Here is a 13973-nt window from a genome sequence, read left to right as displayed (position 1 = left end):
CATCTCGCAGTTTTTTTTACTTATTGCAGTTGAAGGACAGCGCCCGGAGTTAAGAAGTAATCATCCATCGTCATCCCATTCAGCGCTAAGATCGTTTCCACTGGTACACCCGTACGTTGTGCAACTTGATTAGGGCCTTCACCGGCTAAGACAACAGTTGTTGCAGCTTGACTTGTCCCAGCCTCTGAGGTATCGGTCGTTTGACTATTTATTGTTTCAGCCGTCGGTTCGTCTGCTGAAGTCATTGTTTCTTCTGAAGTTGAACTACTTGTTTCTTGCTTGTTCGCTTCTTCAGCTTGTAGCGCGCTACTTGTCCGTAAATAAATATCTGATATTTTTGCTACTTCAGTTGTGTACTTACTTGATAATTGATCAACTAAAGCATTGATATCGACAGTTGAAGAAGTATCTGCTTGGTGTGCAGCTTTTAATTTGCTGATTCCTTCATTTGAAATTGCTTGCAGCGCTAATGCTTTCTGATTCGCAATCGAAGATAATCCTGCAACCCCATTTTGATTTGATTGGATTTCTGTTTGGTATTCATCAATCAAGATCGGTGTTTGTTCCGCTAATTTTTTTGAGTAAGTCGTTAGAATTGTTTGTAGTTCATCAGCTGACTCTTTGTCTGTACTACTTGTTTCTGTTGATGCTTTTGTTGAACTATCCGTTGTTTTTGTCGCTTGTTTGGTTTGTTTTTTCTTCTCTTTTTTTTCATTTTTTGGCGTCGAAGAAACAGTTGTTTCAAGCGTTTCTTCGGCACTAGAATTTGATTTTCCGAACTGCGTCAATCCCCAAACTGAGCCACCAATCACCAAGACTGCTGCCAAGCAAGCACCAATAATCAATAATCTTTTTTGCATTCGTTGCTTTTGCTGACGTCTTCTAGACATCCGAACATTTTCTTCTCGTTCATTTTTATTTTTCAATAAGTTCACCACCAATAATTTATGTTAAAAATAGTGTTATGCCTTATCTTCATTGTAACAAATAACAATAGTTATGCACATTTTTTTCTTAAAATTTTCTAATCGTTTTTACCATTCACGATGATTCCATGATTTCCCATCAATTTCTCCCTGAAGTTGAGTGATACGCTCATCGCTTTCTTTGACTAATTTTTTCAATTCAAATAACAAAGCAGCATCTTCATAATGAACATTTTTTTCATTGAGCTCATCAATTTGTTGTTGTAACCACTCACTATTCATTCATTTTCCTCCTTTAATTCCCTCAGTGTGAAAGTCAAGTCTTCGATCATTTCTTGTTGTTCTTTTAAGCCATCTAGGAGATAGGACTTTTGCGGTTCTGAAAAATACGATTTTTTTTCTATCTGCTCAAGAAACCAGTTGATTCGCTGAACAAGACTTGGTTTTCTAGTTAAAGAAAGATATTGCTGATAAGCAATCAAGCGTTCAAATCGTACCTCAGAAGTCTGATACATAAATTGTGCTAACACAAATGGAGGTAAATAGTTCATTTGAAATTTGTGAGCAATTCGCTGATACGGGCGCAAAAATTCAGACAAGGTGAACTCTTCTTTACCACCTGCTTGATATTCTTTTTCCGCCACACCAGTCGTTACTACGACACCAAATTCTTTCCCTTTCAATACTTTACTTGCTTTAGCCAAAACTGTGTCTTGCCATATTTTTAAGTGTGCAGGCGCGCTATACCAATAAAGAGGAAATTGAAAGATGATTCGATCATGCATCGCTAACAACGCTAATTCGTCATTTAAGTTGATTTCTCCGGTTGGATAGACAGATTCTAAATGATGCCATGTAATCGCAAGCGATTTGGATGCCTCTTTAAAAAATTGTTGATTCAATGATTCTTGAAGATTGGGATGGCTGACAATTACTAATGTCTTCATCACGATTACGTCCTTTCTTCTTCGTACTGTTTCATAGTTTAGCATAACAGATGAACTTCGTTGATCATTATGCTTCAATTTCAGCAAGACGTTTTTTACCCCAATCTTTTTTGATAGGTATATAATAAAATTATTAAAACAAAGAGGCGAAAAATATGAAAACTGTAACAGCAAAAGAAGTAGAAGATTATTTGACCAGTCGTTTGGGTGGTATCAGCGTAATTGACATCCATATTGAATTTCCAGATGATCTTCAAGCATTCCATATTGAAGGTGAAAATGACTACTATCTCTTACAAGATGATCAAAAGATGTATCATTTACTCGATGGGAAACGTGAGGAAAAATTAACAGGAGAAGATCCTGAAAAATTTTTGGCTCATGTTATTCAACTAATTACCAATGAAGATACCACTGTCACGTTCTGATGAAGTTTAAAAATGATTTCCTCCTTAGAAAAAAGTGCCGCAAAGACCTGAGTAGGTCTTTGCGGCACTTTTTTTCTTTCATTATTTTGAGGCACGTTTGATATAAGAACCTTCAGCTGTGTTGATTTCTAATAATTCATCTACTTCAACAAAGTCAGGAACGTTGACAACTAAGCCAGTTTCCATTGTCGCTGGTTTGCCTGAACCAGTTACTGTTGCACCTTTGATTGAAGGTTGTGTTTCAACAACACGTAAAACAACAGTTGTTGGTAATTGTACACCAATTACTTCGCTACCGAAAAATTGGATTTTTACTTCCATATTTTCTAAGATGTATTTCATTTCTTCTTCAACTGTTTCAACAGGAATTTCATATTGTTCATATGTTTCTAAATCCATGAAGAATGCTGTATCATCCATTGTGTATAAGTATTGAACTGCTTTTGTATCAATGTGTGCTTTTTCAAATTTTTCTTCTGGGCGGAAAGTTGTATCATATGTTGCACCAGAACGAACATCTTTTAGTTTCATACGCATAACCGTATTTCCTTTACCGGGTTTGTGGTGACTTGCGTCTAAAACTTTAATTAATTTTCCATCTTGTACAAATGTCATACCGGCTTTTAAATCGCTTGCTGAAATCATTTAAATTGCTCCTTTTTTGTTTATCATCATCTTTTTTATTGTATCAAACAACAGTGGATAAAACTAGCAAATCTTCATTTTTATCTAGCAACACTTCTTCATTTGCTTCTGTGATCCACTTTATCATGCACCCTATTCAATTATTCCTATCACTAAAAACCATCAAATACTTTGACTCTGATATTTTTTCATGCTATTTTTGATGAAAATATTACTGGAGGAACAGACATGATGGTCAAACAACATAACTTTGTCCAATTGACTACTTGTTGTTGTATGGTGCAAAAAAGCAGCATACTATTTGTCGTGTCTATTAACTGCCCTTCATAATTTACGTGTATTCTCTTGGAATACATGATTAATTTATGATAGTTAGGAGCTGATTTAATAGTCAGCTCCTTTTTTATCGAATTTTTTAGGAGGAAGCTATGATATTAACAAGGATTCAAGACTATATTGGCAAAACACCTTTATTTGAATTTACACACAATGCATATGCAATACCAAAAGGATCTAAAATCTATGCAAAACTTGAATATTTGAATCCTGGAGGTAGCGTCAAAGATCGACTAGGTCTTTATTTGATTGAGCAAGGATTGAAAACTGGAAAAATCAATCAAGATACAACAATCATTGAACCAACCGCCGGCAATACCGGAATTGGGTTAGCCTTAGCTGCTTTAAATTATCGTTTAAAAACGATTTTTGTAGTACCAGAAAAGTTTAGTATTGAAAAACAACAGCTTATGAAAGCGTTAGGTGCAGAGATCATTCATACACCTACTTCGCTCGGAATGCTCGGTGCTATCAAAAAAAGCCAGGAATTAGCAGCTGAATTAGAAAACGTTTATCTACCAAAACAATTTGAAAATCCTGATAATCCAGCCACTTATTATCACACACTCGGGCCAGAATTAGTTGACGAACTAGCAGGAAAAATGGATAGTTTTGTAGCCGGAATTGGTAGTGGAGGTACTTTTTCTGGCACAGCAAGTTATCTTAAGGAACAACTAAGTGATATTCAACTAATTGGTGTGGAACCGGAGGGCTCGATTTTAAATGGTGGTAAAGCAGGTTCTCATGAAATCGAAGGAATTGGTGTGGAATTCATTCCTCCATTTCTTGACTCCTTACCTATTACTCGTTTTGAAACTATTTCAGATGAGGAAGGATTTTATTACACGCGTGCTTTGGCTAAGAATCAAGGATTATTAGTTGGCAGTTCAAGTGGTGCCGCCTTTGCAGCAGCACTCAAAGAAGCACAACGATTGCCAGCAGGAAGCTCAATCGTAACTATTTTCCCAGATGCAAGTGACCGTTATCTTTCAAAAAACATTTATTTATAGGAGGAATTATCATGCATATTCAAACAAAATTAATTCATGGTGGTATTAGTGAAGACCAAACTACAGGTGCCGTGAGCGTTCCAATTTATCAAACATCCACTTATCGACAAAATGGTGTTGGTCAACCAAAAAAATACGAGTATTCTCGTTCAGGTAACCCTACACGGTTCGCATTGGAAGAACTAATTGCAGACCTTGAGGGCGGAATTCAAGGTTTTGCCTTCTCCTCCGGTTTGGCAGGAATCCATACGGTTTTCTCGCTATTTGAACCCGGTGATCACGTCTTACTTGGTGATGATGTTTATGGCGGAACTTTTCGACTAGTTGATAAAGTATTTTCTAAAATTGGCTTAGTGTACACAATTATTGATACAAGTGATCTTAACCAAATTGAACAAGCGATTCAGTCAAACACTAAGGCACTCTACCTTGAAACACCAAGTAATCCACTTCTTAAAATCACTGATTTAAAAACCAGTCTTGCCATAGCAAAAAAACATGATCTTTTAACGATTGTTGACAATACATTTGCGACACCTTATTTCCAACAGCCACTAGCACTTGGTGCAGACATCGTCGTTCACAGTGGAACAAAATATCTCGGCGGGCACAGTGATGTTGTTGCTGGTTTAGTCACCACTAATAAAGCAGAATTAGCAGAAAGAATTGGTTTTTTACAAAATGCGATAGGCGCAGTCTTAGGCCCTCAGGATAGTTGGCTTATCCAACGAGGGATCAAAACTCTAAGTGTGCGAATGGAAGCACATCAAAAAAATGCTTTGGCAGTAGCAAATTTTCTTGAAAATCATCCAGCTGTTGAAACTGTTTATTACCCTGGACTAACAAGCCATCCAAACTATCAGATTGCAAAAGCACAAATGAGTGGTTTCAGCGGTATGGTTTCTTTTGACTTAAAAGAAGATGCAGAAGCAGTACCTTTTGTTGAATCATTAAAATTATTTATTCTAGCAGAAAGTTTAGGCGGCGTGGAAAGTTTAGTTGAAGTTCCTTCGATTATGACACATGCTTCTATTCCAAAAGATAAACGGGAAAAAGCGGGAATCAAAGATGGATTGATTCGTCTTTCTGTAGGTATCGAACATGTAGAGGATCTATTAGCAGACTTAACTCAAGCGCTTGATAAAATAAAAATCACTAAGTAAATGTTCTTATTTATAGAAATAAGGTTAAAAATCATGGATGTACCTACAACTTAGTCCAAATAAATGTTAGAATTTAGCTATCACCACTGAACAAAAAATGAATCGAGGTAATTTACATGAAAATGAACGTTGAAAGTTTCAATCTAGATCACACAAAAGTAAAAGCACCTTATATCCGTGTTGCAGATCGCAAAACTGGTGAAAATGGTGATGTAATCATTAAATACGATGTCCGCTTCAAGCAACCAAACAAAGAGCATATGGATATGCCCAGCTTACATTCACTTGAACATTTAACTGCTGAACTAATTCGTAATCATGCTGACTACATTGTGGACTGGTCTCCAATGGGTTGCCAAACAGGATTTTACTTAACTGTGCTAAATCATGAAAGCTATGATGATGTACTAGATGTTTTAGAAAAGACAATGAATGATGTACTTGAAGCTACTGAAGTGCCTGCAAGTAATGAAACACAATGTGGTTGGGCTGCAAGCCATACTTTAGAAGGTGCACAAGAGTTAGCACGTGAATTCTTAGCAAAACGCGACGAATGGTCTGAAGTCTTTGCATAATTGAACAAAAAACTGAGAGCTTTTACATAAGCTTCTCAGTTTTTTTGTTCTATAATAAATGTGTACTTACTCAATTCGTAAAGGAGAATTTTTATGACAGTTTATGATTTTGATGCGACTTTAGAAAATGGAACCACTTATTCTTTAAGCAACTACCAGAATCATCCAATGATCATCGTTAATACTGCAACAAAATGCGGACTTGCACCACAATTTGAACAACTTGAACAAATTTACACTACTTATAAAGAAAAAGGATTGGTTGTTTTAGGCTTTCCGTCTAACCAATTTAAACAAGAACTAGATTCTGCTGAAGAAGCGGCACAAGCCTGTCGAACGACTTATGGAGTTTCATTTCCGATGCATCAATTAGTCGAAGTGAATGGGGAAACTACTGATCCATTATTCGCCTATTTGAAGGAAAATGCACCAGGTACCATGACCAATGCAATTAAATGGAATTTCACTAAATTCTTAATTGATAAAAATGGGAACGTCGTTAAACGTTTTGCTCCACAAACTTCTCCTGAAAAAATGGTTGATGACATTGAGAAACTTCTTGCTGAATAATCATAGTAAAAAGAATACAAAAAAACAGATGAGCTTAATTGCTCATCTGTTTTTTTACCGTTGCGTGGCGACGTCCTACTCTCACAAGGGGCAACCCCTCACTACAATCGGCGCTAAGAAGCTTAACTTCTGTGTTCGGCATGGTTACAGGTGTATCCTTCTCGCTATCGCCACCACACTGTGGTGTTATCTTATTGAGTTTGCTTTTGCTCACTCAAAACTGGATTTGAAGTAATCTCAAACTCTTCCGAGTTTTTTCTTTTACCATTCTTGGTTAAGTCCTCGATCGATTAGTATCAGTCCGCTCCATACATCACTGTACTTCCACTTCTGACCTATCTACCTGATCATCTCTCAGGGATCTTACTTTCTTAAAGAAATGGGAAATCTCATCTTGAGGTGGGCTTCACACTTAGATGCTTTCAGCGTTTATCCCTTCCCTACATAGCTACCCAGCAATGCCCTTGGCAGAACAACTGGTACACCAGCGGTAAGTCCATCCCGGTCCTCTCGTACTAAGGACAGCTCCTCTCAAATTTCCAACGCCCGCGACGGATAGGGACCGAACTGTCTCACGACGTTCTGAACCCAGCTCGCGTGCCGCTTTAATGGGCGAACAGCCCAACCCTTGGGACCGACTACAGCCCCAGGATGCGACGAGCCGACATCGAGGTGCCAAACCTCCCCGTCGATGTGGACTCTTGGGGGAGATAAGCCTGTTATCCCCAGGGTAGCTTTTATCCGTTGAGCGATGGCCCTTCCATGCGGAACCACCGGATCACTAAGCCCGACTTTCGTCCCTGCTCGACTTGTTGGTCTCGCAGTCAAGCTCCCTTCTGCCTTTACACTCTTCGAATGATTTCCAACCATTCTGAGGGAACCTTTGGGCGCCTCCGTTACCTTTTAGGAGGCGACCGCCCCAGTCAAACTGCCCATCTGACACTGTCTCCCACCACGATTAGTGGTGCGGGTTAGAGTGGCCATAACGCAGGGGTAGTATCCCACCAGCGCCTCCATCGAAACTAGCGTTCCGATTTCTACGGCTCCTACCTATCCTGTACATGCGGTACAGACACTCAATATCAAACTACAGTAAAGCTCCATGGGGTCTTTCCGTCCTGTCGCGGGTAACCTGCATCTTCACAGGTACTAAAATTTCACCGAGTCTCTCGTTGAGACAGTGCCCAAATCGTTACGCCTTTCGTGCGGGTCGGAACTTACCCGACAAGGAATTTCGCTACCTTAGGACCGTTATAGTTACGGCCGCCGTTTACTGGGGCTTCAATTCGTACCTTCGCTTACGCTAAGCACTCCTCTTAACCTTCCAGCACCGGGCAGGCGTCAGCCCCTATACTTCATCTTACGATTTTGCAGAGACCTGTGTTTTTGATAAACAGTCGCTTGGGCCTATTCACTGCGGCTGATCTGACGATCAGCACCCCTTCTCCCGAAGTTACGGGGTCATTTTGCCGAGTTCCTTAACGAGAGTTCTCTCGCTCACCTTAGGATTCTCTCCTCGACTACCTGTGTCGGTTTGCGGTACGGGCCATTGTTTTCTCACTAGAAGCTTTTCTTGGCAGTGTGACATCAGGAACTTCGGTACTATTATTTCCCTCCCCATCACAGCTTGTCCTTAAAAGATTAAGCATTTGACTCAACCTAAGACTTACTGCTTGGACAGACATTTCCAATCGTCTGCTTTCCTTAGCCTCCTGCGTCCCTCCATTGCTCAAACAAAAACAACGGGTACAGGAATATCAACCTGTTATCCATCGCCTACGCCTTTCGGCCTCGGCTTAGGTCCCGACTAACCCTGGGCGGACGAGCCTTCCCCAGGAAACCTTAGTCATTCGGTGGACAGGATTCTCACCTGTCTTTCGCTACTCATACCGGCATTCTCACTTCTAAGCGCTCCAGTAGTCCTCACGATCTACCTTCAACGCCCTTAGAACGCTCTCCTACCATAACACCATAGGTGTTATCCACAGCTTCGGTAATATGTTTAGCCCCGGTACATTTTCGGCGCAGGGTCACTCGACTAGTGAGCTATTACGCACTCTTTAAATGGTGGCTGCTTCTGAGCCAACATCCTAGTTGTCTGTGCAACCCCACATCCTTTTCCACTTAACATATATTTTGGGACCTTAGCTGGTGGTCTGGGCTGTTTCCCTTTCGACTATGGATCTTATCACTCACAGTCTGACTCCCGGATATGAATGAATGGCATTCGGAGTTTATCTGAATTCGGTAACCCGAGATGGGCCCCTAGTCCAAACAGTGCTCTACCTCCATCATTCTCAATTCCGAGGCTAGCCCTAAAGCTATTTCGGAGAGAACCAGCTATCTCCAAGTTCGTTTGGAATTTCTCCGCTACCCACACCTCATCCCCGCACTTTTCAACGTACGTGGGTTCGGTCCTCCAGTGCGTTTTACCGCACCTTCAACCTGGACATGGGTAGATCACATGGTTTCGGGTCTACGACTACATACTCAAACGCCCTATTCAGACTCGCTTTCGCTACGGCTCCGTCTCTTCGACTTAACCTCGCATGCAATCGTAACTCGCCGGTTCATTCTACAAAAGGCACGCCATCACCCATTAACGGGCTTTGACTTGTTGTAGGCACACGGTTTCAGGTTCTATTTCACTCCCCTTCCGGGGTGCTTTTCACCTTTCCCTCACGGTACTGGTTCACTATCGGTCACTAGGGAGTATTTAGCCTTGGGAGATGGTCCTCCCGGATTCCGACGGAATTCCTCGTGTTCCGCCGTACTCAGGATCCTCCTAGGTGCTTTCCAAATTTCATCTACGGGGTTTTTACCCTCTTTGACTGACTTTTCCAAGTCATTCGATTATCTGAAAAAACTACCATATCGGAGTCCTACAACCCCAACAAGCAAGCTTGTTGGTTTGGGCTTTTCCCGTTTCGCTCGCCGCTACTCAGGGAATCGAATTTTCTTTCTCTTCCTGCAGGTACTTAGATGTTTCAGTTCTCTGCGTCTACCTCAAATATGCTATGTATTCACATATTTGTAACATCCTATAAAAGATGCTGGGTTCCCCCATTCGGAAATCTCTGGATCATAGCTTACGTACAGCTCCCCAAAGCATATCGGTGTTAGTCCCGTCCTTCATCGGCTCCTAGTGCCAAGGCATCCACCGTGCGCCCTTATTCACTTAACCTTATCAACCTTACGGTTGGGTTTTGACTTCATTTCTAGCGATAGAAACGTGTCAAGAAAAATAAGCAATTGAACTTATTAAAAAACTCATTCAACGCGGTGTTCTCGGTTTGTTTTGATCTTACTTCAAATATCCAGTTTTCAATGAACAAAATGTTTTGAGAGTAAACCTCTCAAAACTGAACAAAGTAATAATGACAAACCTGTGTAGTCTCCGTAATATTCCTTAGAAAGGAGGTGATCCAGCCGCACCTTCCGATACGGCTACCTTGTTACGACTTCACCCCAATCATCTATCCCACCTTAGGCGGCTGGCTCCAAAAGGTTACCTCACCGACTTCGGGTGTTACAAACTTTCGTGGTGTGACGGGCGGTGTGTACAAGGCCCGGGAACGTATTCACCGCGGCGTGCTGATCCGCGATTACTAGCGATTCCGGCTTCATGTAGGCGAGTTGCAGCCTACAATCCGAACTGAGAGAAGCTTTAAGAGATTAGCTTAGCCTCGCGACTTCGCGACTCGTTGTACTTCCCATTGTAGCACGTGTGTAGCCCAGGTCATAAGGGGCATGATGATTTGACGTCATCCCCACCTTCCTCCGGTTTGTCACCGGCAGTCTTGCTAGAGTGCCCAACTTAATGATGGCAACTAACAATAAGGGTTGCGCTCGTTGCGGGACTTAACCCAACATCTCACGACACGAGCTGACGACAACCATGCACCACCTGTCACTTTGCCCCCGAAGGGGAAGCTCTATCTCTAGAGTGGTCAAAGGATGTCAAGACCTGGTAAGGTTCTTCGCGTTGCTTCGAATTAAACCACATGCTCCACCGCTTGTGCGGGCCCCCGTCAATTCCTTTGAGTTTCAACCTTGCGGTCGTACTCCCCAGGCGGAGTGCTTAATGCGTTAGCTGCAGCACTGAAGGGCGGAAACCCTCCAACACTTAGCACTCATCGTTTACGGCGTGGACTACCAGGGTATCTAATCCTGTTTGCTCCCCACGCTTTCGAGCCTCAGCGTCAGTTACAGACCAGAGAGTCGCCTTCGCCACTGGTGTTCCTCCATATATCTACGCATTTCACCGCTACACATGGAATTCCACTCTCCTCTTCTGCACTCAAGTCTCCCAGTTTCCAATGACCCTCCCCGGTTGAGCCGGGGGCTTTCACATCAGACTTAAGAAACCGCCTGCGCTCGCTTTACGCCCAATAAATCCGGACAACGCTTGCCACCTACGTATTACCGCGGCTGCTGGCACGTAGTTAGCCGTGGCTTTCTGGTTAGATACCGTCAAGGGATGAACAGTTACTCTCATCCTTGTTCTTCTCTAACAACAGAGTTTTACGATCCGAAAACCTTCTTCACTCACGCGGCGTTGCTCGGTCAGACTTTCGTCCATTGCCGAAGATTCCCTACTGCTGCCTCCCGTAGGAGTTTGGGCCGTGTCTCAGTCCCAATGTGGCCGATCACCCTCTCAGGTCGGCTATGCATCGTGGCCTTGGTGAGCCGTTACCTCACCAACTAGCTAATGCACCGCGGGTCCATCCATCAGCGACACCCGAAAGCGCCTTTCAAATCAAAACCATGCGGTTTCGATTGTTATACGGTATTAGCACCTGTTTCCAAGTGTTATCCCCTTCTGATGGGCAGGTTACCCACGTGTTACTCACCCGTTCGCCACTCCTTTTCTTTCAGTGGAGCAAGCTCCGGTGAAAGAAAAAGCGTACGACTTGCATGTATTAGGCACGCCGCCAGCGTTCGTCCTGAGCCAGGATCAAACTCTCATAATAAAAGTTAGAACAATCTTTCGATTGTTAAGCTCAATTTGTTTGCTAGCATATTGCTTGCTGTTTAAAAATGTTTGTTGTCTTGAATTGAATCAAGACGCCCTACACATTTGGTTTGTCTTACTTTGTTCAGTTTTCAAAGGTCTACTTAAATTGCCGTAGCAACTTTTATATCATATCAGAGCGACGTTTAAATGTCAACTCTTTTTTGAAAAAGTTTTTCCGATTTCGTTTAAGAAATCTTTCGGCAACTCATTTATCATATCGCATCATTTGTTATTTGTCAAGAATTTTTTTGAAGCTTTTCTTGATGAAATCATGCTTCTTAAGAAGTTCTTTCTAAACGACTTAGTTATCTTATCATGTGATAACTCACAAGTCAACAACTATTTTTCATGTTATTTACGAAAGTTTCATGAATGTTACTTTCGCAACAACGGGAATAAATATATCATGTAATTTTTTACCTGTCAATAAGTATCAATATATTTTTTTAACCAAAAATAAAGGTCTTGGTACACCACCTCTTGGTTGATTTCATTAAGTAGTTCATGGCGCGCTTCCTCATATAGCAAAAGTGTTAATTGACTAGTAGTATATTCTTTCATTGCTTGGATGAAAGTTCGAACACCTCGACCATTCGCACCTACTGGATCTTTTGCTCCCGAAACAACTAGCATTGGAAGCGAATCTGAAATTTGCTTTACTTGATCAAGACTACACGCTTGTCGAACTAACCGGAATAACTCTTTATAAGAAGCAGCGGTAAAAATAAATTGTGTTCTTGGGTCAAACAGATACTTATCCACCTCTGTTTGATCACGCGTAAGCCAATCTTTTGACGTTCTTGCTGGTTCAAATTGTCGATTAAAACCGCCAAATGCTAATTGATCTAGAAATTTTGAACGATATTTCGCTCCATGAACAGAAGCGATTGTAGAAGCAATTGCTTCAGCAGCTCTCATTTCTTTAGGATTGTGCCACCCAGTTCCCATAATAATTACCCCAGAAAAATCTGTCTCAAACTGTGCCAAATAATTTCTTACCAAAAAAGAGCCCATACTATGTCCCAAAATAAAATGCGGTAGCGTTGGATATTGTTCCTTGATTTTTTCGTTCACTGTATGAATATCTGAAAGTAAAAACTCTGAACCATTTTTATCTGCAAAATGACCAAAATATTCCTTAGATTGGATAGAATGTCCGTGTCCTAAATGATCGTGCCCCATCACAATGATTCCTTTTTGGTTGAGATAGTCAGCAAATAAATCATATCGTTCGATAAACTCAACCATCCCATGGACAATCTGTAAAGTTGCCACCGGCTGTTGTTGAGGATACCAGCAACTTACTTCTATCGTAGTTTTTTCGTCAGCAGATAGAAACTGTACTTGTCTTTTCATATAAAAAGTTCCTCACTTTTCTTCTATATAATTAATTATCGTTCATCTCAATCATTATAGTTAACTAATCAACAGTTAACTATAATGATTCCTTAAAGCGATTGCAAGTATCGGTCTTTGCTTCTATACAATAATTTTAAAATGTTAGAAACAATAAAAAGAGCAGAGACGGTTACACTCTGCTCTTTACTCAATCTTATTCATGAACGACTAGTTGCTCTAACAATTGTTCATCATATCCAATAAATAAAACATCATCAATAATAATCAATGGACGTCTCAAAATTTCTGTATGTTCTCTACAAAGTGACATTAGCTGAGAATCTTTTAAGTTTGATAGATCCACTTGCATTTTAAGAAATGCTTCAGACCAAGTAGCAAATAGCTGTGTTGCTTGAACTTCTTTAAAGCTACATAGCTCTTTAGCATCTTGTATACTTAATGTTGTTTTTTCTAAGTCAACGAATTGATAAGCTAAACGATGATTTTCTAACCACTTTTTAGCTTTCAAACAAGTTAAACAATCTTTCGATCCAAATACTTTTATTTTCACAGGACCTCCCTCTTTCTTTTAGTTGGTCATGAGTTTACCGTACCATAGTCTTGCAAATAAATTAGGTTTCGTTCAACACAGCGGGTTTCTCTAGGAACGAATGAACGAATTTCATCCTCATTAAAACCAATCAGAATTCTCTTTTCATCAATTAGAATAGGACGACGAATCAGCGAAGGATACTCTTTAAACAATACAATCATTTGCTTAAGTGTTAGTTCATTGAAATCTAAACACAATTTTTCATAAATTTTTGACCGAGTGGAAATAACATCCTCAACCCCGCCTTCAGTTGCTGCTAGAATTTCTTTTATTTCTTCTTCAAGTAACGGATCGACAAAAATGTTTTTTTCTTCAAACTCAAGTTGATTCGTTTGTAACCATGCTCTAGCTTTACGACAAGAAGTACAACTAGGTGAGGTGTATACTTTTATCATTTTCTCACTC

At 40.7% G+C, this 13973-nt stretch carries 12 protein-coding genes and 3 rRNA genes; 5 read left to right on the top strand and 10 right to left on the bottom strand.

The genetic code is table 11. The features are described from left to right. Positions 1-20: 20 nt before the first annotated feature. The 3 genes from AC4BD1_RS01950 to AC4BD1_RS01940 all read right to left on the bottom strand — a co-directional run bounded on the left by AC4BD1_RS01950 (position 21) and on the right by AC4BD1_RS01940 (position 1873). Positions 21-926: a LysM peptidoglycan-binding domain-containing protein gene (locus tag AC4BD1_RS01950; RefSeq protein WP_490485749.1), complete on the bottom strand. Its 906-nt coding sequence runs from the start codon at positions 924-926 to the stop codon at positions 21-23. A 108-nt stretch (positions 927-1034) separates the two neighbouring features. Next, positions 1035-1208, bottom strand: coding sequence for a hypothetical protein (locus AC4BD1_RS01945; RefSeq protein WP_206910491.1), 174 nt, complete (start codon positions 1206-1208; stop codon positions 1035-1037). Further along, on the bottom strand, positions 1205-1873 hold the full coding sequence (locus AC4BD1_RS01940) for an NAD(P)H-dependent oxidoreductase (RefSeq protein WP_490485748.1): 669 nt from the start codon (positions 1871-1873) through the stop codon (positions 1205-1207). The genes AC4BD1_RS01945 and AC4BD1_RS01940 overlap by 4 nt, the downstream gene beginning before the upstream one ends. A 155-nt stretch (positions 1874-2028) precedes the next feature. Here AC4BD1_RS01940 and AC4BD1_RS01935 point away from each other — a divergent pair, with 155 nt between their 5' ends. Then, positions 2029-2301: a hypothetical protein gene (locus AC4BD1_RS01935; RefSeq protein ID WP_206910487.1), complete on the top strand. Its 273-nt coding sequence runs from the start codon at positions 2029-2031 to the stop codon at positions 2299-2301. 81 nt (positions 2302-2382) lie between these two features. On the opposite strand, the gene efp is transcribed toward AC4BD1_RS01935, so the two are convergent. Further along, positions 2383-2946, bottom strand: coding sequence for an elongation factor P (gene efp / locus AC4BD1_RS01930; RefSeq protein ID WP_206898609.1), 564 nt, complete (start codon positions 2944-2946; stop codon positions 2383-2385). A 428-nt stretch (positions 2947-3374) separates the two neighbouring features. On the opposite strand from efp, the gene AC4BD1_RS01925 reads away from it, so the two are divergent. The 4 genes from AC4BD1_RS01925 (at position 3375) to AC4BD1_RS01910 (ending at position 6600) form a co-directional block, all read left to right on the top strand. Continuing rightward, positions 3375-4292, top strand: a complete 918-nt coding sequence (locus AC4BD1_RS01925) for a PLP-dependent cysteine synthase family protein (protein WP_490466825.1) — start codon at positions 3375-3377, stop codon at positions 4290-4292. 11 nt (positions 4293-4303) lie between these two features. Next, on the top strand, positions 4304-5455 hold the full coding sequence (locus AC4BD1_RS01920; protein WP_206911060.1) for a cystathionine gamma-synthase: 1152 nt from the start codon (positions 4304-4306) through the stop codon (positions 5453-5455). A gap of 116 nt (positions 5456-5571) precedes the next feature. Then, entirely contained in the window at positions 5572-6030 is a 459-nt protein-coding gene (locus AC4BD1_RS01915) for an S-ribosylhomocysteine lyase (RefSeq protein WP_490466823.1), read from the top strand. 93 nt (positions 6031-6123) lie between these two features. Next, complete coding sequence (locus tag AC4BD1_RS01910; RefSeq protein ID WP_206911055.1) at positions 6124-6600, top strand: glutathione peroxidase; 477 nt, start codon at positions 6124-6126, stop codon at positions 6598-6600. A 62-nt stretch (positions 6601-6662) separates the two neighbouring features. Here AC4BD1_RS01910 and rrf read toward each other — a convergent pair. The 6 genes from rrf to AC4BD1_RS01880 all read right to left on the bottom strand — a co-directional run bounded on the left by rrf (position 6663) and on the right by AC4BD1_RS01880 (position 13963). Next, positions 6663-6778: ribosomal RNA gene (rrf, locus tag AC4BD1_RS01905) — 5S ribosomal RNA — on the bottom strand. A 92-nt stretch (positions 6779-6870) separates the two neighbouring features. Next, a 23S ribosomal RNA gene (locus AC4BD1_RS01900) occupies positions 6871-9784 on the bottom strand. Between the two features lie 229 nt (positions 9785-10013). Continuing rightward, positions 10014-11573: ribosomal RNA gene (locus tag AC4BD1_RS01895) — 16S ribosomal RNA — on the bottom strand. Together the 16S, 23S and 5S rRNA genes form the textbook arrangement of a ribosomal RNA operon. Positions 11574-12040: 467 nt before the next feature. Next, positions 12041-12973: an alpha/beta fold hydrolase gene (locus tag AC4BD1_RS01890; protein WP_490485747.1), complete on the bottom strand. Its 933-nt coding sequence runs from the start codon at positions 12971-12973 to the stop codon at positions 12041-12043. Positions 12974-13169: 196 nt separating this feature from the next. Then, entirely contained in the window at positions 13170-13526 is a 357-nt protein-coding gene (locus tag AC4BD1_RS01885) for a Spx/MgsR family RNA polymerase-binding regulatory protein (RefSeq protein ID WP_490466820.1), read from the bottom strand. Positions 13527-13552: 26 nt separating this feature from the next. Beyond that, entirely contained in the window at positions 13553-13963 is a 411-nt protein-coding gene (locus tag AC4BD1_RS01880) for a Spx/MgsR family RNA polymerase-binding regulatory protein (protein WP_206910926.1), read from the bottom strand. Positions 13964-13973 lie beyond the last annotated feature (10 nt).

It is taken from the genome of Enterococcus sp. DJ147D b, assembly GCF_058216655.1.
The sequence above is the reverse complement of the archived record's forward strand: the minus strand, read 5'-3'. Positions and strand labels throughout refer to the sequence as shown.